The organism is Rhizobium sp. 10N414 (assembly GCF_056394785.1).
Map to the genome: position 1 here is coordinate 77,292 of NZ_JBFTIN010000017.1, position 19,037 is coordinate 96,328.

21 protein-coding genes and 1 pseudogene are annotated in these 19,037 nt (G+C 61.0%); 13 read left to right on the top strand and 9 right to left on the bottom strand.

The features are described 5' to 3' along the window. Positions 1-828 (bottom strand): oxidoreductase, encoded by an 828-nt coding sequence (locus AC1DE4_RS17010; RefSeq protein WP_477882113.1) that lies wholly within the window; start codon positions 826-828, stop codon positions 1-3. Between the two features lie 78 nt (positions 829-906). Between AC1DE4_RS17010 and AC1DE4_RS17015 the strand changes: the two genes are divergently transcribed. After that, on the top strand, positions 907-1,851 hold the full coding sequence (locus tag AC1DE4_RS17015) for an AraC family transcriptional regulator (protein WP_477882115.1): 945 nt from the start codon (positions 907-909) through the stop codon (positions 1,849-1,851). Between the two features lie 51 nt (positions 1,852-1,902). On the opposite strand, the gene AC1DE4_RS17020 is transcribed toward AC1DE4_RS17015, so the two are convergent. Then, a complete protein-coding gene (locus AC1DE4_RS17020) occupies positions 1,903-2,583 on the bottom strand; it encodes a peroxiredoxin-like family protein (protein ID WP_112647462.1) in 681 nt (226 codons plus the stop codon). A gap of 289 nt (positions 2,584-2,872) precedes the next feature. Between AC1DE4_RS17020 and AC1DE4_RS17025 the strand changes: the two genes are divergently transcribed. After that, complete coding sequence (locus AC1DE4_RS17025; protein ID WP_477882117.1) at positions 2,873-3,310, top strand: hypothetical protein; 438 nt, start codon at positions 2,873-2,875, stop codon at positions 3,308-3,310. A gap of 120 nt (positions 3,311-3,430) precedes the next feature. On the opposite strand, the gene AC1DE4_RS17030 is transcribed toward AC1DE4_RS17025, so the two are convergent. Then, positions 3,431-4,867 (bottom strand): metal-dependent hydrolase family protein, encoded by a 1,437-nt coding sequence (locus AC1DE4_RS17030; RefSeq protein ID WP_477882119.1) that lies wholly within the window; start codon positions 4,865-4,867, stop codon positions 3,431-3,433. A gap of 169 nt (positions 4,868-5,036) precedes the next feature. Here AC1DE4_RS17030 and eco point away from each other — a divergent pair, with 169 nt between their 5' ends. Next, positions 5,037-5,540 (top strand): serine protease inhibitor ecotin, encoded by a 504-nt coding sequence (gene eco / locus AC1DE4_RS17035; RefSeq protein WP_477882121.1) that lies wholly within the window; start codon positions 5,037-5,039, stop codon positions 5,538-5,540. A gap of 130 nt (positions 5,541-5,670) precedes the next feature. On the opposite strand, the gene AC1DE4_RS17040 is transcribed toward eco, so the two are convergent. Next, entirely contained in the window at positions 5,671-6,015 is a 345-nt protein-coding gene (locus AC1DE4_RS17040; RefSeq protein WP_025661070.1) for a nuclear transport factor 2 family protein, read from the bottom strand. A 168-nt stretch (positions 6,016-6,183) separates the two neighbouring features. Here AC1DE4_RS17040 and AC1DE4_RS17045 point away from each other — a divergent pair, with 168 nt between their 5' ends. The 3 genes from AC1DE4_RS17045 to AC1DE4_RS17055 all read left to right on the top strand — a co-directional run bounded on the left by AC1DE4_RS17045 (position 6,184) and on the right by AC1DE4_RS17055 (position 9,018). After that, entirely contained in the window at positions 6,184-7,014 is an 831-nt protein-coding gene (locus tag AC1DE4_RS17045; RefSeq protein ID WP_477882123.1) for a helix-turn-helix domain-containing protein, read from the top strand. A gap of 87 nt (positions 7,015-7,101) precedes the next feature. Beyond that, positions 7,102-7,776: a YbhB/YbcL family Raf kinase inhibitor-like protein gene (locus AC1DE4_RS17050; RefSeq protein WP_477882125.1), complete on the top strand. Its 675-nt coding sequence runs from the start codon at positions 7,102-7,104 to the stop codon at positions 7,774-7,776. Then, on the top strand, positions 7,777-9,018 hold the full coding sequence (locus AC1DE4_RS17055; RefSeq protein WP_477882127.1) for a multidrug efflux MFS transporter: 1,242 nt from the start codon (positions 7,777-7,779) through the stop codon (positions 9,016-9,018). Here AC1DE4_RS17055 and AC1DE4_RS17060 read toward each other — a convergent pair. Beyond that, entirely contained in the window at positions 8,999-9,610 is a 612-nt protein-coding gene (locus AC1DE4_RS17060) for a TetR/AcrR family transcriptional regulator (protein ID WP_112824404.1), read from the bottom strand. The two genes, AC1DE4_RS17055 and AC1DE4_RS17060, sit on opposite strands and share 20 nt — an antisense overlap. Positions 9,611-9,726: 116 nt before the next feature. On the opposite strand from AC1DE4_RS17060, the gene AC1DE4_RS17065 reads away from it, so the two are divergent. Beyond that, positions 9,727-10,410: a glutathione binding-like protein gene (locus AC1DE4_RS17065; protein WP_477882130.1), complete on the top strand. Its 684-nt coding sequence runs from the start codon at positions 9,727-9,729 to the stop codon at positions 10,408-10,410. Positions 10,411-10,440: 30 nt separating this feature from the next. Here AC1DE4_RS17065 and AC1DE4_RS17070 read toward each other — a convergent pair whose 3' ends face one another. Further along, positions 10,441-11,367 (bottom strand): bestrophin family protein, encoded by a 927-nt coding sequence (locus AC1DE4_RS17070; protein WP_477882132.1) that lies wholly within the window; start codon positions 11,365-11,367, stop codon positions 10,441-10,443. A 110-nt stretch (positions 11,368-11,477) separates the two neighbouring features. Further along, on the bottom strand, positions 11,478-12,365 hold the full coding sequence (locus AC1DE4_RS17075) for a branched-chain amino acid aminotransferase (RefSeq protein ID WP_477882134.1): 888 nt from the start codon (positions 12,363-12,365) through the stop codon (positions 11,478-11,480). Between the two features lie 249 nt (positions 12,366-12,614). Here AC1DE4_RS17075 and AC1DE4_RS17080 point away from each other — a divergent pair, with 249 nt between their 5' ends. Further along, entirely contained in the window at positions 12,615-13,655 is a 1,041-nt protein-coding gene (locus AC1DE4_RS17080) for a zinc-dependent alcohol dehydrogenase family protein (protein WP_477882136.1), read from the top strand. Between the two features lie 218 nt (positions 13,656-13,873). Here AC1DE4_RS17080 and AC1DE4_RS17085 read toward each other — a convergent pair. Then, positions 13,874-14,086, bottom strand: a pseudogene (locus AC1DE4_RS17085) (cupin domain-containing protein); the annotation flags it as partial. Positions 14,087-14,263: 177 nt separating this feature from the next. Between AC1DE4_RS17085 and AC1DE4_RS17090 the strand changes: the two are divergent. The 5 genes from AC1DE4_RS17090 (at position 14,264) to AC1DE4_RS17110 (ending at position 18,490) form a co-directional block, all read left to right on the top strand. Beyond that, positions 14,264-14,731 carry a cupin domain-containing protein gene (locus AC1DE4_RS17090; RefSeq protein ID WP_477882138.1) on the top strand — a complete coding sequence of 156 codons (468 nt, stop codon included), beginning with the start codon at positions 14,264-14,266 and terminating at the stop codon, positions 14,729-14,731. A gap of 212 nt (positions 14,732-14,943) precedes the next feature. Beyond that, entirely contained in the window at positions 14,944-15,714 is a 771-nt protein-coding gene (gene tam / locus AC1DE4_RS17095; RefSeq protein WP_113113322.1) for a trans-aconitate 2-methyltransferase, read from the top strand. 146 nt (positions 15,715-15,860) lie between these two features. Next, positions 15,861-17,369, top strand: a complete 1,509-nt coding sequence (zwf, locus tag AC1DE4_RS17100) for a glucose-6-phosphate dehydrogenase (protein WP_477882140.1) — start codon at positions 15,861-15,863, stop codon at positions 17,367-17,369. Between the two features lie 388 nt (positions 17,370-17,757). Then, positions 17,758-17,949, top strand: a complete 192-nt coding sequence (locus AC1DE4_RS17105) for a hypothetical protein (RefSeq protein WP_169682815.1) — start codon at positions 17,758-17,760, stop codon at positions 17,947-17,949. Positions 17,950-18,058: 109 nt separating this feature from the next. Beyond that, positions 18,059-18,490, top strand: a complete 432-nt coding sequence (locus AC1DE4_RS17110) for a hypothetical protein (protein WP_477882142.1) — start codon at positions 18,059-18,061, stop codon at positions 18,488-18,490. 56 nt (positions 18,491-18,546) lie between these two features. On the opposite strand, the gene AC1DE4_RS17115 is transcribed toward AC1DE4_RS17110, so the two are convergent. Next, positions 18,547-18,942, bottom strand: coding sequence for a hypothetical protein (locus AC1DE4_RS17115; protein WP_018859602.1), 396 nt, complete (start codon positions 18,940-18,942; stop codon positions 18,547-18,549). Between the last annotated feature and the right edge of the window lie 95 nt (positions 18,943-19,037).

A 19,037-nucleotide genomic window follows, 5' to 3' on the forward strand; every position in this document is an offset into this window, starting at 1 on the left:
TTACCCGTCGGTCGAGACCGTGACGGATTTCCAAGCCTCAATCTCCTGCTGCAGGCGCTCGATCCTGTCAGACACGAGTTTGAGCGCATCGCTTCCAAGCAGGAGTTGCGGTGGAGGATTGGCAGACTCGATGAGGCTAAGCACGGCTGCCGCGAGTTTGTTGGGATCGCCAAGCTGCTTGCCGCTCTTTGCTTGCCGCGCTTCTCGGATCGGATGGAACAGCGCGTCGTAGTCGTCGATGGACCGCTCAGTCCTTACCATCGAGCGGCCGGCCCAGTCGGTCCGGAACGAGCCGGGGCAGAGTGCGGTGACGTGGACGCCGAACGGCGCCATTTCCGCACGCATCACCTCCGATATTCCCTGAAGCGCGAACTTGCTGCCGCAGTAATAGGCGATGCCGGGCATGGTGATCATGCCGCCCATCGACGTGACATTGACGATGAACCCGCGGCGCCTCTCGCGAAACCGCGGCAGGAAAGCCTTGGCAACCGCAACAGCGCCGAAGACGTTCACGTCGAACTGACGACGCATTTCGTCGAGCGGCGACTCCTCGAGGAGCCCTTCGTGACCGTAACCGGCATTGTTGATCAGGACGTCGACCGGGCCGTGGCCTTTCTCAGCCTGCTCGACGACGTCCGGTATCCTGTCGAATTCGGTCACGTCGCAAAGGACGGAACGGACCGCCGGCAGGCGTTCCGCAAGCCTTGCTTGCGAGGCTTCGGAGCGGACGGTGCCAATGACGGTATGTCCCTGTTCGCTGGCTGCCGTCGCAACTGCCAGGCCGAACCCGGAATTCGCGCCTGTGATGAAGAAAGTCTTCTGTGACATGGTGGACAATCTCTTCTTGATTGGTGATAATCATTTGACTGATAATCTTTCCCTACAGGTTCATCGATTGCGGAAACTATGAATGTCTTGCCAAATCCTATAAATGCGAAGAGTGCGCCATCAAGGCGCCGGGAGCTTGTGGAACTGGCCGGACGCCTCGCCCCGCGTCACGGCTACAATCCGACGGGGCTTCACGGCGTCCGCATCCTCAGGACCGAAGAGGTCCTCCACGACATACCCGTCCTCTACAAGCCTGGTGCGGTTTTCGTGCTGCAGGGTCGCAAGCAGGGAATGCTTGAAGGCGAGGTCTATCTCTACGACGAGGAGCATTATCTGGCGGTCTCGGTCCCGGTTCCGTTCCGGATGGAATCCGTCGCCAGCGCAGAATGCCCCCTGCTTGCGGTCTATCTCGAATTCGACATGCAGCTCGCGGCCGAGATCGCCTCGGACGTCGAGGCACGGCGTTCCGGACCGACAGGCACCGCGGCGAGAAGTCTTATGTCCAGCAGAATGGAGCCCGACATCGAGGATGTCGTGCTACGCCTGTTGCGAGTGCTCAACGATCCCGTGGAGATGGTGGTTCTGGGCGCGGGCATCTTGCGCGAATTGCACTATCGCATCCTCGTCGGCCCGCAGGGCGCACAGATGATTGCGGCGCTACAGCAGAAAGGCACCTCCGGCAAGATCGTCCAAAGCCTCGCCCGATTGCGCGAAACCTACAGCTTGGAGATTTCAGTGACGGCGCTCGCACAGGAAGCGGGCATGAGCGTCCCCTCCTATCACGCACATTTCAAGGCGCTGACAGGCAGCAGCCCGATGCAATACGTCAAAGCGATGCGGCTTCACGAAGCAAGGCTGATCATGGCGCGCCAGGAAAAAACGATCGCAGAGGCCGCGCTGTCGGTTGGTTACCTCAGCCCAGCCCAATTCAGCCGCGACTTCAAAAGGCACTTCCGCCGCACCGCCTCAGAGGAGGTGAAATGGGTCCGCAGTCACCTCGGCGAGCTTGCCTTGCGACCATGAGGTGTCCGGTAGCGGCGCAAATGCGTGACGAATGTCGGAGATGCAACGCCTTCAGCGTCGGAGGCTGCTGGCAGCGGCAAGCATTTCCGCCGCGTTTGGAAAGATGCAGAGGCTGTCAGGCCCGTCGCGCGCTTCAATCTGCACCCAGCGAACGATGCCATCGCCGTCGATGAGGAAGTGCCCAACAAGCTGTGTGGGGTGGCTTGCGAAGATGGCATGATCGATTTCAGTAAGCTCGAAGCCGTCTTGGGCGTTGAGTAAGGCGTTGGCCGCCATCGGGTGTAACGCTTCCGGCAATTCACCCGTCGGGTTAATGCGAGCGGCCTCGAATTGCTCCATGCTTGCCCGATAGGGCCATACTGGTTTCTCGCCGCTGCCCTCGGGCAGGAACTCACCGTGCGGCACGCCGAAGGCCCGGTGCGTCGAGCAATCCTCGTCACATAGGAGCACGGCCGGCGTCGGCCGGTGCTCGAAATATATGCGGGCGCGCTCTACCGGCGTGTTGATCACGGCAACTGTTTCCACCCCCGCGGCGCGCAGGGCAGGCTGTAGACTACCGAGTTGTCCCACCTGACGCCGGCAGAACGGGCAGTGCAGCCCGCGGAAGAAGGCGATCAGAAAAGGGTGACCGTGGAGGCTCGCGAGTGAGACCGTTCCTTTTTGATTTGCCGACGGAAGTGCGAAGGCGGGAGCGTATTCCCCTGGTTGGAGCGGGCGCTTCTGGTCTCCCATGGCATTTGTCCTTTGCTAGGAGTTCAGGTGAATGCTGGGCTTGATCCAAGTCCAACACCTATCACGCCACGGCAACACTCGCTATGTTCACGGTGCAATCGGGTGGAGTGCGAGGCTTCAGAAGTCTTGCGACGGCGACACGTCCCCTTGTAGCGCGAAAGAGATGTCCGTATCGGCGTCGCCTTTCGGCCCTTTGCGGCCATCAAACGCGCCACTTGCATCAGACAAAAGCCACGCCTCAATCGCAATCGAAAGTTAAGGTTCAAGCGACAAACTCGCGCAGCGGGCGTTGACATCTGGTCTCGGCCGCGTCGGGCCGTTCCACTTTTGCGCGTCGAGAGGCGATGTGAAATTTCGGTTGCTTGCAGCATTTCTAATTATCTTGCCAGCCGTCTCGGCCGCGCAAGAACACAAGCGTCGTTTTGCCAAATATCAATTCTTCTATTGCGCGGCCGTCCATATGAAGCTGGCCGAAGCCTACAGGAAAACAGGTTTTTCGGACGCCGAAGCCTTTCATACCTCAGAGGCGAACTTCCTGTACGAGAAAGGAAAGAATGGCCTCATTGAGATTGGAAAGTCTCCGGAGGACGCCGCTGAGCGAGTGAAAAAGCATAGGGATGGCCTTGATAGCGAATTGCAGAGTACACCAAGCAAGATCCAAATTATGCTGCACCTCTGTAACTCATTTTTTCCAGAGCGAGCGAGCCGGCCCCGAAATCGGGCGTAGCAATAGCTACGCGAGTGACCTGCATACATAAATGGTACGATGTCTGCTTCTGGCGGCGCAAAGCGGCCTAGAACGGAGGCGAGTGATACGCGCAAACTCTCCGCCGCCGATGTGGCGTGACTACAGTAGGTTCTTGTGGACGCGGCCATCCTTGACGATGACGGACAAATTCTTTTCCGGCGCTTCGATCAATCGAAGATCGTCAAGCGGATTTCCGTTCCATACCAGCACATCCGCGAGTGCCCCTTCTTCGATAACCCCGAGTTTCCCCGCATAGGGTGTTCGCAAATTTGAAAGAGCGAGCAGCTCGGCATTGACCGAAGTTGCCATCTTCAGCGCGTCGGCATTGCTGAACCAGTTGGACACATGGGTCAGCATGATGTTTTGACGGGGCGTCAGCTGCGGCGAGAAGAGGACATCCGATCCCCAGGCAAGCTTGATGCCGTACTTCTTGGCGTAGTCGTACACCTTCGGCGTGCCGGCAAAGAGTTGTTTGACGCGCTCAACACCCGGACCCGTTTGCGACGCGGCGTCTTCCATGCTCAGAAACGGCTGGGTGCTCAGCCAGACGTTCTTGTCCGCGAACATTCTTGCCGTGTCCTCATCCATCAAATGGGCGTGCTCGACGCAGGCGACGCCCCCCGCGATAGCGCGCTGCACGGTATGGGGAGCGTAAGCGTGGATCGTGACATAGGTGTTCCAATCCCTGGCCACTTCGACGGCGGCCCGGATCTCATCTTCACTGAACGTCGTCATGTCGAGAGGGCTGCGAGGCGAGGAGACACCGCCGCCGCCCACCAGTTTGATATGGGACGCGCCCTGCAGGAGTTGCTCGCGGACGCGCCGCTTCAGGGAGCCGATATCATCGACGATCGCCGAGGCGCCAAGCAAGCCGACACTGAGTTGGCCATCTTTCGCGGGTATTTCCGAAGGCATCCTGAGGTCGCCGTGCCCCCCGGACGTGGTGATCATTGCCCCCGCAGGAAAGATGCGGGGACCCGGAATGATGCCGGTGTCGATTGCCTGTTTGAAGGTGAAGACGGGCCCGCCCAGGTCTCTCACGGTGGTGAACCCGCGCATGAGGGTCCGCTCTGCTTCGGCAGTCGACGCGGCGTAAATTATGCCGGGATCACCCGCAATAAGAACGTTCAATGGCACCGCGGCAAAGATCGAATGCCAATGGGCATCGATCAGGCCCGGCATCACGACCCTGCCAGCGCAGTCAATAACCGTCGCGTCGGCGGGCGGAGGATTGCCGTTCGCGTCAATGGACGACACCACATTGCCTTCGATCAGTATCTGGACCGAATCTCGCAGGGTAGTTGTCTTGCCGTCAAACAGACGAGCCTGTCGCAGCATCAGCTTTTGCGGGGGCGAAGACTGCGCGCTTGCCAGACCTGGTAGGCCTGCCGCGATCGCGGCCGAACCGACAGTCTTCAGAAAACTTCTGCGAGAGTAATCCGCGAGGTGGTTTGAGACCCTGTGGAGCTCCGGGTTTGCACATCCGCAGCTCGCCGTTGACGCTAAGCAATTGTACTTCCGGCCTAAACGAAGCATTGCTTTTTCCATCTCAAGGCGCTGAAATACAACCCGACGCTAACATGGCCGTTCTGGATAATCTACGGGCACTTGGTCCGGGGCATGCAAGGTGGACGGGCATCAAGCGAAAGCGATAGCTCTATCGGCAACCCAACCTCGACCACCATTGCGGGCAAAAGGGTGAAAAATGGCAACTTCATTTTGGGCGGGTAAAGCAGCGAAATACTCAATTCCAGTTCTGGTTTTTCTGTCGCTCGCGGCGAGTGGGGCTTCTGCGGCCGAGCCCCGCCAGGCGCGGGACGAGTTGAAGGCATTTCCCGAGGCACCCGCAGGTCAGCAACGACACGTTATCTTCCTGCCAAAGCGTTCCGACGAAGATGCGCGCCGGGTTGGCGTGATCGTCGGTCGAACCGAGTTGGTGGACTGTAATCGACATACCTTTGGCTCCCAGCTGGAGAAGCGCACGGTCGATGGCTGGGGATATGACTACTACGTCGTTACCGGAGTTGGCGCGGTCGCGAGTACGCGGATGGCGTGCCTGGATAATACCAAGAAGAAAATGTTCGTGCGGAGCTCGGACGAGCCGCTCTTGCGATACAACAGCAGGCTTCCCCTCGTGGTGTTTGCACCCGTCGACGTGGAAATCCGGTACCGGATTTGGAGAGCCGGCCGAGAGAGAATGACAGACTGACGACACGCCGTCGCGGATCGCCAATATCGTGTTCGCTGGCAAGACCAGGACGTTTGGCGCGGGCGTGCTACCGAATTCTGTTTTCCCTTTTGCCGATGCCTCGGCCCTGGTCCCCTTTGGGGGGCATGTTCTAGACGTTGCGACCGAAATAGACGTCCACCGAGGCGATCCTGTCGCCCCTGAAGCGCATGACCTCCATGTTGCGGAAGGCCCCGCCGTCATGCTTTTCGGCCCGGTAGCGTATCACGGCCTCGTCGTCCGCGATCTCAAGGTGCTCGATCTCGATATCGCGGAATGGCGGCGGCTCGGGCCAGCAACGGCTGAAATAGGCAACGCGATCAATGTGATCGTCGCGCGGGCTGGAGAAGGTGAAGTCCTCCGTCATCATCCCGGCCGCGATATCCTTGCGGCCCTGAAGATAGGCATCGTAGAGCCCGCGAACGGTCTGCTCGCGCGATGTTTGCAGGGTGTCCATGGCACAAATCCTTTCGGCGTCAGTGGCCTCGCCCCAAAAACCGATTGCATTTTGCAATCGGATTTATAGCATCTCTAGCCCATTGCGGCAACTGCGGCACCACTGGCGGCTTGGAAAGTCTCCGGCGATGGTTCAAGATCATCGCCATCATGGACGACGGACGATCGCATGTCGGAAGCGCAAACCATATTGGAGCGGCTGCAGAAGCTTGCCGCCAAGGACAACCGCCCGCGGGCCCTGCCTGAGGTGGCGGAGCAGTTCTCCACGCTCTTTACTTTCGTGACACGCGAGCGCGAACGCATCGCCGGCTGCGCGTTTCCGCGCGCGTCGATCGTGGTCATCGTCGAGGGTTCGAAGGAACTCGTGACCATGGGACGGCAGATGCGCTTTGGCGCGGGCACCGTTCTGGTCCTGCCCGGCGGTTGGCGCGGCGATGTCGTCAATGACCCTGATCCTGCCAGCGGCGTCTACCGGGCGATCTTCATCGGCTTCCCCGACGAACTTGTCGCGCGGGCGGCGCGTTCGTTCCCGCCGCAGCGGGCGGTTCGGCCGATCGATTTGCCGCTCGACACGGTCCTTGCTGCCGCGATCCACCATGCCGGCGAGGGCCTGACGAGCGGGACGCTGCCTGCCCTGCTGATCGAACATCGCGTGATGGAGGTGTTGACGGTGCTTGGCATGCGCGGCGTCCTGCCGGTCAAGTCGAAGACAACGAGCGACGCCGTACGCTCGCTCATCCGCTGGCAACCGGACAAGTCCTGGACCGCCCATGYGATCGCCGCCGAACTAGGCACCAGCAACGCGACGTTGCGGCGCCGGCTGACGGCGGAATCGACGTCCTTGCGCGACCTGCTGGCCGAGGTGCGTGTGGACCTTGCTGCAACGCTGCTCTCGGAGGAAGGCGTTTCGCTCCGCGAGGYGGCGCTTGCGGCCGGCTATCGTTCGCCGCGACGCTTCGCCGAGCGCATGCGGGCCAGACAGCATGGGGCAAATGTTTGAGCTTTTCCGACAATTCTTTGAGCGTTTCTGCGCATCAGGCGATCAGTGCGATCGTTAGAGCTGTCTCATCGAAAAGGAGACACGCTCATGCGTAAAACGATAACGGCAGCGACCCTCATTCTTGCTCTCGGCGCTATGCCGACCCTCGCCGCGGACTTGAAGGTCACCTTCGAGAGCGGCAAGGGCGGCACATTGCCGGAGGAGAACGCTTCCTGCATCGCGGCCGGCGGCAAGGCGGCGGCTGGCAAGAACAAGAGCCCGGCCTTCTCCTGGTCGAAGCGACCGGCGGGCACGCGGTCCTATGCGCTTACCATGACCGATCCGGATGTGCCGCAAGACCTCTCGCTGCTCAACAAGGACGGAACGGTGATCGCGTACGACCTGCCCCGGATGGAATTCACGCACTGGATCCTTGCGGACATCCCGGCCACGGTCACAAAGCTCGCCGAAGGAGCCGATGGCGACGGCTTGCCGCGGGGCGGATTGCCACTGGAGATGACCGAGCATGGCCGCCGCGGCCAGAATGGTTTCGCTGGGTTCTTGAAGGATGGTCCCTACGGCGGCTATATGGGCGCGTGCCCACCGTGGAACGATCTCCGCATCCATCGCTACCGCGTAACGGTCTATGCGCTCGACACCGAAAGGCTCACGCTTCCCGACGCCTTCACCCGCGCCGATTTTCTTGCCGCCGCAAAGGGACATGTCCTTGCCTCCGGCGCGGCTGAACTGACCTATACGATCAATGCAAAGGCCACGAAATAAATGACCGATACCAAATGGGACGCAGCCGTTGTCGAGAGCGGCTCGATCTACTGGAAGCGCAATCTGGTCATTTCCTTGCTCGGCTCCTTCACGACGATTGTCGCGATGACGCTGCTGCTGCCCTTCCTGCCCCTCTATGTCGAGGAGCTTGGGGTCAGTAACCACGCGGCGATCGTGCAGTGGTCGGGCATCGCCTATGGCGCGACCTTTCTGGCCGCCGCCTTCGTGGCGCCGCTCTGGGGCCGGCTTGGCGATATCTACGGGCGCAAGTTGATGCTGGTGCGCGCCAGCGCCGGGATGACGGTCGCGATCTCGCTGATGGGCATGGCTGACAACGTCTGGCAGCTAATGGCGTTGCGCCTGTTCGTCGGCCTTGCGGGCGGCTATTCGTCCGGCTCGATGGTGCTGGTTGCGACGCAGACGCCGAAGGATCGATCCGCATGGGCGCTCGGTGTACTCGCTTCCGGCATCATGGCCGGCAACCTCGTCGGGCCGCTGATCGGCGGCGCGCTGCCGCCGTTGATCGGCATCCGCAACACCTTCCTCGCCGCCGGTGGGATGATTTTCCTGGCGTTCCTTGCAACCACCTTCCTGATCAAGGAAGAGAAGTCCCCTGCCCGCAAGCAGGCCGCGAAGGCAAGCGGCGGCTGGGCCTCGATCCCCGACAAGGGTCCCGTCATTGCGATGCTCGCCACCGGCATGCTGCTGATGCTCGCCAACATGTCGATCGAGCCGATCATCACCGTCTACGTCGCGCAGCTGGCGGAAGATCCCGGCAGGGTGACGATGATAGCAGGCATCGTCATGTCGGCGGCAGCGCTCGGGAGCATCCTGTCGGCCTCGCGTCTCGGCAAGCTTGCCGACCGGATCGGCCACTGGCCGGTCATTGCGGGTGCCCTTGCCGTCGCCGGCCTGCTGCTGATCCCGCAGGCATTCGTGACCAGTTCCTGGCAGCTGATCATCCTGCGCTTCCTGATGGGGATCGCGCTCGGCGGGCTTCTGCCCTGCATCTCCGCGGTCATCCGCCATAATGTCCCGGACAGTGCGGCCGGCAGCATCCTCGGACTGTCGGTCTCCTCGCAATATGTCGGTCAGGTCGCCGGCCCCGTGCTCGGCGGTTTCGTCGGAGGCCATATCGGCATGCGGGCGGTCTTCCTCGGAACCTGCGTGCTGCTGATCGCCGGCGCCACCTACGCCTGGCTCGTGCGGCCGCACAATGCCGTTACGGCGCGCCGCAGATAAGCTCTACGCCGGAGCGCGCCAGTGCTTCCAGCGCCTCCCGGGTTTCCCCGGCGCGCGCCCGCACGGCCAGCGAGTGCATGATCGCCGAGGCCAACCGGGCCAATGCCTTCGGATCGGTCTTGTCCGGCAGCTCTCCGCGTTCAACCGCAAGAACGAGGCGTTCCTCTATAGCGCGGTCGAAATCGGCGAGGCTGCGGCCCAGCACGTCGCGCACGCGCTCGTGCTGGATGGCCTCGACGGCCGCGGTGCTGATCAAGAAGCAGCCGCGCGCCGCCGTATCGCCGTGAAGGTAGGTCGCAAGCGCGCGATCGTAGATCCGCGCCAGATTCTCGCGCACCGGCAAGGACGCATCCAGCGCCTCCTCGAGGACAACCATGCTGTCCATCCGGTAGCCCTCCAGCGCATCCAGATAGAGATCCTCCTTGTCGCCGAAGGCATTGTAAAGGCTCGGCCGGTTGAGGCTCGTGGCAGCGCTCAGATTGTCCAGCGACGCCGCGGAAAATCCCCGATCCCAGAAAACCTCACGCGCCTTGCCGATCGCCGCACTCGTATCAAAAGCGCGCGGTCGGCCCCGTTTTTTCTCATCGTTCATATTTTTGTACCGCTTCGCATTAAATTCTTGACTGATTTATTTTTATGCGAAACAGTACAAATGTCCAATGAATTGATACCGGCACGTCAATGCCGGTCTGCGGAGGAGGAAATCCGATGAAACTTTACATGCGCGCTGCCGCTTGTTCGCTCTCGCCGCATATCGTTTGCCGCGAACTTGGAATCGATGTGGAACTGATCGCCGTCGACCCCGCGAACCACCGGGCAGAGAATGGCAACGACTACCTTTCCATCAACGGCAACGGCTATGTGCCGGCCCTGATACTCGACGATGGCAAGATGTTGACCGAGGGGCCTGTCATCGCCCAGTTTCTTGCCGAGACCGCGCCTGAGGGGACATCGATGCTGCCAGCAGCGGGTACCTTCGAGCGCAGCCAGGTGCAATCCTACCTGAACTTCATAAGCTCCGAGTTGCACAAGCCGATGGTTATGTTTTTCGATGCGGCTTATGGAGGCGCGCACGAGTCCATCCACGCCCTCATCCTCAAACGGTTGGAATGGCTGAATAAACGCATGAAGGGGGCCTACCTGACCGGCGAGAATTTCACCGTAGCCGATGCCTATCTCTTCGTCTGCCTGAACTGGTCACCATGGATCGCTATCGACCTCAGACAATGGCCGGCGCTTTCCGCTTTTATGAAGCGGGTTAGCGAACGGCCAAGGGTGAGAGAAGCGCTACGAGCCGAGCAACTGCTGGCCTTCGAACAGGACGGCGTCTTTTTCGCCCCAGAGGTCTATCTGGCCGCCGCCAACCGGACCGGCACGCCTGTCCTGCCCTGACTTCTTTCAGCGCTACGGAGGCCGGAGAGCTTACATCAAAAGGTAGTCCACCGGCACCGGGAGAGGCGGCAGGTCGGTCTCTCCCAGCGCTTCGCGCAGATTGATCTCGATCGTGTCGGCAAGGGCGCCGATCGGCAGCGCATTCGGCTGGTTGCCGAAGGGCGCTTCCAGCTCGTCGCCGAGCGCATCGAGGCCGAAGAAGGTGTAGGCGACCAGCGCCGTCGCAAAGGGCATGAACCAGCCGAGGACGTCGTCGAAGCCGAACGGCAACAGCAGGCAGAAGAGGTGCGCCGTGCGGTGCAGCAGCAGCGTGTAGCCGAACGGCACCGGTGTCCAGCGGATACGCTCACAGGAGGCCTGCGCCAGCGTCAGCTCTCCGAGCGTCTTGTCGACTATCTGATAGGAGATGTCTGACAGCATGTCCTTGGCACGCAGATCGGCAAGCTCCCGGGAAATTTCCAGCGAAATCGCCTCCGGCGGCGTGCGGCTCGCGTGATAGCGGGCTTTCAGCTCAGGCGACAGCAGGCGTTCGACCTTTTCGCGGCGACTGCCAGCACGCAGATGCGGCACCAGCGACTGGATGAAGGCGATGACGAGCGTGACCAGGCGTCTGCGCGCTTCGGCCCCGGCCTCGCCATGCGCCGTTTCGAGGATCAGCGTCTGCCGCGCGAAGTGACGCGCCGAAAAGATCATCTGTCCCCACTGCTTGCGCGCCTCCCACCAGCGGTCATAGCAGGCGTTGTTGCGGAAGCCGAGGAAGATGGAGATCGCGATGCCGAGAAGCGCGAAAGGCGCACCGCTGAAAACCGGCAGGACACCCGGCCAGACGCTGTGGACGAGAACCACGAGCGAGGACAGGAAACCGGTCAGCAGGATCTGCGGAAAAACCTGCTTTATGATCGAACCGCGGAGAATGAAGAAGAGTTTAAGCAGGCTGGGACGGGGGCGCACGATCATGACGCGGGCTTCTCGGTCGTTCGAACAAAGAGATGTCGGCTCTCCTCCCTACAGCCGAGCGAATGGCCGCGGCAAGCGCGGCCATTGTATTCAGATCCGAGGCAACAGACTTAGCTGTCGCTTTCGTTGCGGCCGAAGGCCCAATCCATATAAAGTTCGAGCGCCTTGCGCGTGACCGGCCCTTGCTGGAAGTCGCGGCCATCGAGGCGATTGACGCCAACGACCTTGGAGTAATTGCCCGTCGTGAAGATCTCGTCGGCGTTCATGAAATCCTCGACCGAGAGCGTCACTTCGCGAACCTCGAAGCCCGCCTTGCGCAGCAGGCCGATGACGCGGGCGCGGGTGATGCCGGCAAGGAAGGTGCGGTTGGCGATCGGCGTCGAGACGATGCCGTCCTTGACCATGAAGATGTTGGAGGACGCCGTTTCCGCAACGTTGCCGTTCATGTCGCGCATCAGCGCATTGTCGAAACCACGGCTTTTGGCCTCGGCAATGGCGCGGCCGCTGTTCGGATAGAGCGAGCCGGCCTTGGCATCCGTCATCGCCGTTTCCGGCGACGGGCGGCGGTATGGCGAGACGGTCAGCGAATTCGGCGCATTGTTGCCGAGCGGGGCTTCGAACAGGCAAAGCGCGAAGCGGGTGGATTCACCGTCGACCGTGACGACGCTGCCGGCCGAACCATGCTCGCCCCAATACATCGGCTTGATGTAAACAGGCGTCTTGCCGTCGAACCTCTTGATGCCTTCCCAGGCAAGCGCCTCGATCTCCTCAGCGGTCTTGACGGGCTTCAGGCCCATGTTGATCGCCGAGCGATTGACGCGCTGGCAATGCCGGTCGAGATCCGGCGCGATGCCGTCGAACCAACGCGCCCCATCGAAGACCGTCGAGGCCAGCCACATGGCATGCGAGGTCGGCCCGATCAGCGGCGGATTGCCGGTGAGCCACTCTCCCTCGACGTAGGTCCAGGTGGTTGAACGGGGCGATGTGTCGACGGCCATGGGCATTCTCCTTGAAAAGTCCGAAGAGCAAAATCCCCGCGCGAAGAGCCGGTCAAGCGGAAATCCGCGGCTTGGAACCCTACGCAAGAAAATGGCGACGAGGCTTTCCAGGGCGTAATATTCGTGCGCGATCCCTTGCGCGCCATCGATGGGTATATCACGGAAAATCATGGATGGCGCGATTGGATGCGACACCGACGGCGTGGCATCATCCGTCGGAATCGCTGCGGCTGATAGGGAGTAAAATCGATGAAAGCGATGTTCTACGACGCCTTTGAGAAGGCTCCCGAAATTCGCGCCCTACCCGATCCGACGCCCAGCGAGGATGGTGTGGTCATTGCCGTCGGCGCGTCCGGGCTCTGCCGCAGCGACTGGCACGGCTGGATGGGCCATGATCCTGATATCAAGCTGCCGCATGTGCCGGGCCATGAACTGGCCGGCAAGGTCGTCGCAACGGGCAAGGGCGTGGTGCGCTTCAAGGTCGGCGACCGCGTGACCGTACCCTTCGTGTCCGGCTGCGGCCATTGCAGCGAATGCCATTCCGGCAACCAGCAGGTCTGCCCGAACCAGTTCCAGCCGGGCTTCACGCACTGGGGCTCGTTTGCGGAATACGTGGCGATCGATTATGCCGACACCAACCTCGTGCACCTTCCCGACAGCATCGACGATGCGACGGCGGCAAGCCTCGGCTGCCGCTTTGCGACGTCGTTTCGCGCCGTCGCCGACCAGGCGCGCACCGGTCCCGGCGAATGGATCGCCGTTCACGGCTGCGGGGGCGTCGGCCTATCGGCGATCATGATCGCAACGGCGCTTGGCGCCAACGCCATCGGCATCGATCTCTCCGACGAGAAGCTCGCCTTCGCGCGCGAGTGCGGCGCGGTGGCCACGATCAATGCGACGAGCGTCGCCGATGTGGCGGAAGCGGTTCGCGAGATCACCAAGGGTGGCGCGCATGTCTCCATCGACGCGCTCGGCCATCCCGTCACCTGCTTCAACTCGATCAAGAACCTGCGCCGGCGCGGGCGGCATGTGCAGGTCGGCCTCATGCTCGGCGAGTATGCGACACCGCAGATCCCGATGGCGCAGGTGATCGGCCACGAGCTGGAGATCTACGGCAGCCACGGCATGCAGGCCTGGCGCTACGATGCGATGCTGTCGATGCTGTCGTCAGGCAAGATCGCGCCACAGAAGCTAATCGGCCGGCGCATCACGCTTGAAGAGGCGATCCCGGGCTTGATGACGCTGGATCAGGCCGAAGGAGTCGGGATCAGTGTCATCACGCAGTTCTGACGGCTCGACCGCAACCGACTTCAATCAAGACGAGTGCTGCAGTTTATAGCGTTACTGTGGTTGTGCATATTGCAGCGCTGCAGGCCATCGCGGCGTCCATCGCCAAGGACAATGCAAAGGTTTTGGGGGAAGTCGCCAAACGCATTCTGGCGGCGCAGAGCGAGGGCCAGGAGAGTGCTGCAGCCTGAAACGGTAGGCGCCAATGCGGTGCCGGTAACCTATCCTTGATTCACGCTCGCCAGATTGAGGGCCAGCGTGACATCGTTGATGATTCCCAGGCGCGCCTCGATCACTGCAATTTTCTCGGGCGTATCGGCATTGAGTGCTTCGATGTCTATGAACAGCTGCTCGCAGCCTCCAGGTGTGACGGTCCCGAACATCTGGCCCGGCTCGTCGCTGATATTCCGCCAGCTGTGCTGGACATGCGGCGGCTCTCGGACGAAGAGAGCCGCAAAGGGGCGATACGCCGCACCGTCTTGATGCCGACAGGATCATTGCCCATATGCCGGCCGACGCTGAAAACGCCAACCACGACGGACTTGGAGCCAGTTGCCATTGACCTTGGAAAGGTCTAACGGGCTCGCCGCCAAGAAAAAGAAAAGCGAGACATGATGTCCAACTCATTTGTAAAGGCGCCTGCCCAGGCGAGCGCGAGGGTGTTTTTCGTGCTGGGCGATCGGATCGAGCGACGGGCTCGTCTGCAAGGAGCCTGGCTCAACATCTTCGACATTACCGTGCCGGCGGGCAGCCGGACGCCGCTGCACCGCCACGCCAGTCCCGAGGTCTTCAGGATCATCGAGGGTCAGCTGACGATCCGCCGCGCGACGGAGAACGGCATCGACGAGTTCGAGGCGACTGCCGGCGACATCGTCCGCATCGAGGCGAACCAGCCCCACGCCTACTCCAATCCCGGCCCTCAGCCCGCCGTCTTCTCGGCTATCGTCGACAGCGACATGGTGGAATTCCTGGAGGCAGCTGGCTCGAAGGAACCGCCGGAGGCGGCGCCGTCAGCGGAAACGCTGGACCGCATGAATGCCGCAGCCAACGCCCATGGGATCACCATATTGGCGGCCTGAGTCCTTTTGGTCTCCGCCCGAGACTATAGCTCGGGCGAGCCTCACCCGCTCCCTTAATAAATACTGTCATACAAAGACGATGGGCGATTTCATACGTGGCCTCTTGCGTTCGCCGCCGTTCGTCGACTGTATTTGAGCTCGACGCCGACCGGTCGCGACGTAGGCGCGATGCGAGCGCGCACCCTGGAAGCTAATTTGTAAGGGAGATGGTCATGGCATGGTCTGCCAGCCAGTATGTCAAATTCGAGGATGAACGCACACGCCCGGCGCGGGATCTGTTGGCGCAGGTGCCGCTTGAACACGTCCGCCACGCCGTGGACCTCGGCTGCGGGCCGGGCAATTCGACGGAGCTGATTGTCGAGCGTTTCGGTGCCAAAGGCGTTTCCGGCCTGGACAGCGATCTGAACATGCTGGAAGCGGCTCGCAAGCGCATGCCCGGCACGCCCTTTGTCGAGGCCGACCTTGCCACCTGGCAGCCGAGCGAACCGGCGGACCTCCTCTTTGCGAATGCCGTCTTCCAGTGGCTGCCTGAGCACCTCGACATTTTCGATCGCTTGATGGACGGACTTGCGCCGGGCGGCGTGCTGGCGGTGCAAATGCCCGATAATCTGGCCGAGCCGACGCATCTGCTGATGGAGGAGACAGCGCATGCCGGCCCGTGGAAAGCAGCGTTCGAGGCGCGGAGCGTTCGCCGCAAAACCCTGCCGCCGCCCTCCACCTATTACAGCCGGCTCATCGGCAAGGCCGCCCGCGTCGACATCTGGCATACAGCCTACAACCATCCAATGGCTGACGCCGCGGCAATCGTCGAATGGGTCAAAGGAACGGGCCTGCGGCCCTATCTCGATCACGCAGGCGAAAAGCATCGCGAGGCGTTCCTGGCGGACTATCTCGGCCGCGTTGAAAAGGCCTACCCGAAGATGTCGGACGGGCGCGTGTTGTTGCGCTTCCCTCGGATCTTCATGGTGGCGGTAAAGGGCTGACACGCCTGGCAGATCGACCGGATCCCATTGGCCGGTCGACGGGTAGGACCGATTCTGGTGACATTGCCGTGCAATGCTCAGGCGGCATCCTGCTTGCCGCCGCACAAGCGCGCAGTATAGTCGATGGAAACAGCGAGGAAACCTTCATGGACGCCGCCCCCATTCCGTCAGCCACACTCGTCATCTTCGGCGCGACCGGCGACCTGACGCGGCGCCTGCTGATACCGGCGATCATCAATCTGACGCGAAGTGGATTGGTCGGCGACGATCTGAAGATCCTCGGCGTCGGCATAGAAGCTGGCGACGACGCCTCACTGGTTGCGAGGCTGGACAGCTTCCTAGCCGGATTGAGCGACCCGATCCGCCCGGAGACCGACGACGCCTGGCGGGGTCTGCGGCAGCGTATCTCCTATATTTCAGGCGATTTCACGCAAGATGGCATATTCGTCGAGATCAAGAAGCACCTGACCAACTGTAACGCGGCCTTCTACTTCGCAGTACCGCCGCAGTTCTTCGGCCCGCTGGTCGAAAAGCTGGCCCAGCACGGACTCACCAGCGAGACTGACGGATGCTTCCGGCGGATTGCCATCGAGAAGCCTTTCGGCACCGACCTCGCCTCGGCCCGCGCCCTGAACGCCCGCATCCTCGCCAATGTCTCCGAGAGCCAGGTCTACCGCCTCGACCACTTCCTGGGGAAGGAGACGGTACAGAATATTCTGACCGCCCGCTTTGCCAACATGATGATCGAGGCGCTCTGGAACAACAACTATATCGACCACGTGCAGATCAGCGCCGCCGAAACAGTCGACGTCGGCACGCGCGGCAAATTCTACGACGCGACCGGCGCAATGCGCGATATGATCCCCAATCATCTGTTCCAACTGCTGGCGATGATCGCGATGGAGGCCCCGAACGGATTTGGCGCCGAAGCGATCCGTACGGAAAAGAGCAAGGCGCTGAGCGCGTTGCGCATCTATACGCCGGAGGAAGCCGAAGCACATGCCGTCCGCGGCGCCTACACATCAGGCAAGCTCGACGGAAACGACATTACCGCGTTCCGGGAAACCAAGGACGTCTCGCCCGACAGCAATACCGAAACCTTCGTCGCGATGAAGCTCTACGTCGATTCCTGGCGTTGGGCCGGCGTGCCCTTCTATCTCAGGACCGGCAAGGCGCTGAAGGCGCGCGATACGGAAGTCGTCATCACCTTCCAGCAGGTGCCCTTCGCGCAGTTTCGGAAAACGGATGTCAACCGTCACCTGCCGCCGAACAAGATGGTCATCCAGGTCCAGCCCGACGAAGGGCTGAGCGTCGAGATCTCCATCAAGTCGCCCGGCCTATCTGTCGACACCGTCCCGGTCTCGCTCGACTTCCGCTATGCCGACGAGTTCGACATCGGCAAGATGACCGGGTACGAGTCGCTGCTCTACGATCTTTTCACCGGTGACCAGACGCTGTTCCAGCGCGCCGACGGCATCGAGGCCGGTTGGGCGACGGTGCAGCCCTTCCTGGATATATGGGCGAAAAGCAACGAAACGCCGGAGTCGTACGCGCCTGGAAGCAGTGGTCCATCCTGCGCCGACGAACTGATCCGCCGCGATGGCCGGGAGTGGCATGAACTGGGCGCAGCCACCCGCAACCACGATCCAAAGTAAAGTCCGGAAATACACGCTTAACTAAAGTAAAACCGAATAGAATTTCCCGGCAGCTCGCGCATGGCGAGCATAGATATTGTACCATCTCGTATGGACGAGACCCATCGCAACACATTTATGGTGTGCTATACAAAATATGGATGTGTTGACCCTTTCGCCTAGTATAGCGAAGATTCTCCGGCTGACCGCGTTGCTTTTTCTGTGCGACAAAGAAGGCGGGGCTCGTCCAACCCCGACGGGCCCTTCTTGTATTTTTCTAGCATTTGGCGAATAAAGTATATATTAGTCGAAATTGTTAAAGCTCGATTAATATATTTACTTGCGCTCTCTCGCCGCCTTGCTAAATCTATCTCGAGGGTTTTGGGGTATTGACATGGTAGATAGTCAATTGGCTAAGAATCGTTCGATTTCCGATCAGCGTATGGAAACCTGCAGGTCGGAGTTCGAACCCCTCCTTTTCGAGCTCATTCGCAATGGCGAGAAAAGGGGATGGAAGGCAGCCGAAATCGCGATGGCTCTGGCCGACGCTGCCGACGACGTCATCCTTAAGCTGGCAAGAGAAACGAAGAGCAAGCATTAAACCGGCTGCCTTGCGGCTTTGATGCCATGACGCTTCAGAAGTGCCTCCCTAACACGCAAGAGAAGCTGTAGCTTGTCTCCAGTGATTCTCTTGCCGGTTAAGAGGCCCTATGTCGCAGTTGATTGCAGCCGTTCTTCTTGCCTGTGGATGCGTCAGCCTCGCTGAGGTTGCCGACTGGCCACCCGCGGACAGCTATGTTCCGAAGATCGGTTGCCAGCAAAGCGACGCTGCCGAGCGCTGCGAACAGATCCGTGCTGATTGGACCGGCCTTTACGCGGATGCCATCGCCGGTCGCATCGAAAGTCAGAGGAAAATTTCTTTCTGCCTGAGCACCGGCTGCAACGAGGGCATCGTTGTCGAGCCCGTCCTTGGCTGTGCCTGGAGTCAGGTTATTGCGGCATCGCACAACCCAGAGATCAACGACACCGACCGAACCAACATCGACCGTTATTGCGGCCCCCGTGTGCTTGACGATGCCGGACGCAAGGCTGCCGGCGACCAGTCGCAAGCTTGGCTGGCCTTGCTTGGCGTCACGCCGTAACCACAAAAGCGAACGGGCGGGAACAAGCCCGCCCCCCAAAAGTCTCGTTTTGCCGCTTAGACGAACTGGCTGAGGCCCGGAACCGAGCCGACAACCTCGTCCACGACTTCCTTGCCGGCGTGCTGCTCGGCAATCGCGATGGTTTCCTTGGCGAGCGTGGTGATCTCGCCCATGCCGAGGCCTTCCGACATCAGCTGCTGGCCGAGCGCCATAATGCCGCCGCCGCCGAGCGCGCCCATGATGCTGCCGAGGATCCCGCCGCCGCCGCTCGCGCCTTCGCCGTTGTACTTGGCAACGAGGTCGGAAGCGCCCGGAATGGCTTCGATCATCTTGGCGACCGGACCGTCTGCCGCCTCGCGCTGCAGGAAGCCGAGCATCATGCCCACCGCCTTTTCGGCCAGTTCCGGAGTGATGCCCACACGCGCGGCGATCTGGTCTACGATTTCATTCATTGTCAGCCTCCTATTTTTGACGTTAACGTCAACGTTAGTCGAACTTTCCGGGCAACTCAAGCCGCCGGCCGCAAAAGCACGCTTTATCCTACTTT

Bases quoted from the DNA above. Each gene is read 5' to 3' on its own strand.
- AC1DE4_RS17065 (WP_477882130.1), top strand. From the start codon at position 9,727: ATGAAACTTTACATGCGCGCTGCCGCTTGTTCGCTCTCGCCGCATATC.
- AC1DE4_RS17015 (WP_477882115.1), top strand. From the start codon at position 907: ATGAATGTCTTGCCAAATCCTATAAATGCGAAGAGTGCGCCATCAAGG.
- zwf (WP_477882140.1), top strand. From the start codon at position 15,861: ATGGACGCCGCCCCCATTCCGTCAGCCACACTCGTCATCTTCGGCGCG.
- AC1DE4_RS17090 (WP_477882138.1), top strand. From the start codon at position 14,264: ATGATGTCCAACTCATTTGTAAAGGCGCCTGCCCAGGCGAGCGCGAGG.
- AC1DE4_RS17040 (WP_025661070.1), bottom strand. From the start codon at position 6,015: ATGGACACCCTGCAAACATCGCGCGAGCAGACCGTTCGCGGGCTCTAC.
- tam (WP_113113322.1), top strand. From the start codon at position 14,944: ATGGCATGGTCTGCCAGCCAGTATGTCAAATTCGAGGATGAACGCACA.
- AC1DE4_RS17060 (WP_112824404.1), bottom strand. From the start codon at position 9,610: ATGAACGATGAGAAAAAACGGGGCCGACCGCGCGCTTTTGATACGAGT.
- AC1DE4_RS17110 (WP_477882142.1), top strand. From the start codon at position 18,059: ATGTCGCAGTTGATTGCAGCCGTTCTTCTTGCCTGTGGATGCGTCAGC.
- AC1DE4_RS17115 (WP_018859602.1), bottom strand. From the start codon at position 18,942: ATGAATGAAATCGTAGACCAGATCGCCGCGCGTGTGGGCATCACTCCG.
- AC1DE4_RS17080 (WP_477882136.1), top strand. From the start codon at position 12,615: ATGAAAGCGATGTTCTACGACGCCTTTGAGAAGGCTCCCGAAATTCGC.
- AC1DE4_RS17075 (WP_477882134.1), bottom strand. From the start codon at position 12,365: ATGGCCGTCGACACATCGCCCCGTTCAACCACCTGGACCTACGTCGAG.
- AC1DE4_RS17010 (WP_477882113.1), bottom strand. From the start codon at position 828: ATGTCACAGAAGACTTTCTTCATCACAGGCGCGAATTCCGGGTTCGGC.
- AC1DE4_RS17050 (WP_477882125.1), top strand. From the start codon at position 7,102: ATGCGTAAAACGATAACGGCAGCGACCCTCATTCTTGCTCTCGGCGCT.
- AC1DE4_RS17030 (WP_477882119.1), bottom strand. From the start codon at position 4,867: ATGCTTCGTTTAGGCCGGAAGTACAATTGCTTAGCGTCAACGGCGAGC.
- eco (WP_477882121.1), top strand. From the start codon at position 5,037: ATGGCAACTTCATTTTGGGCGGGTAAAGCAGCGAAATACTCAATTCCA.
- AC1DE4_RS17070 (WP_477882132.1), bottom strand. From the start codon at position 11,367: ATGATCGTGCGCCCCCGTCCCAGCCTGCTTAAACTCTTCTTCATTCTC.
- AC1DE4_RS17055 (WP_477882127.1), top strand. From the start codon at position 7,777: ATGACCGATACCAAATGGGACGCAGCCGTTGTCGAGAGCGGCTCGATC.
- AC1DE4_RS17020 (WP_112647462.1), bottom strand. From the start codon at position 2,583: ATGGGAGACCAGAAGCGCCCGCTCCAACCAGGGGAATACGCTCCCGCC.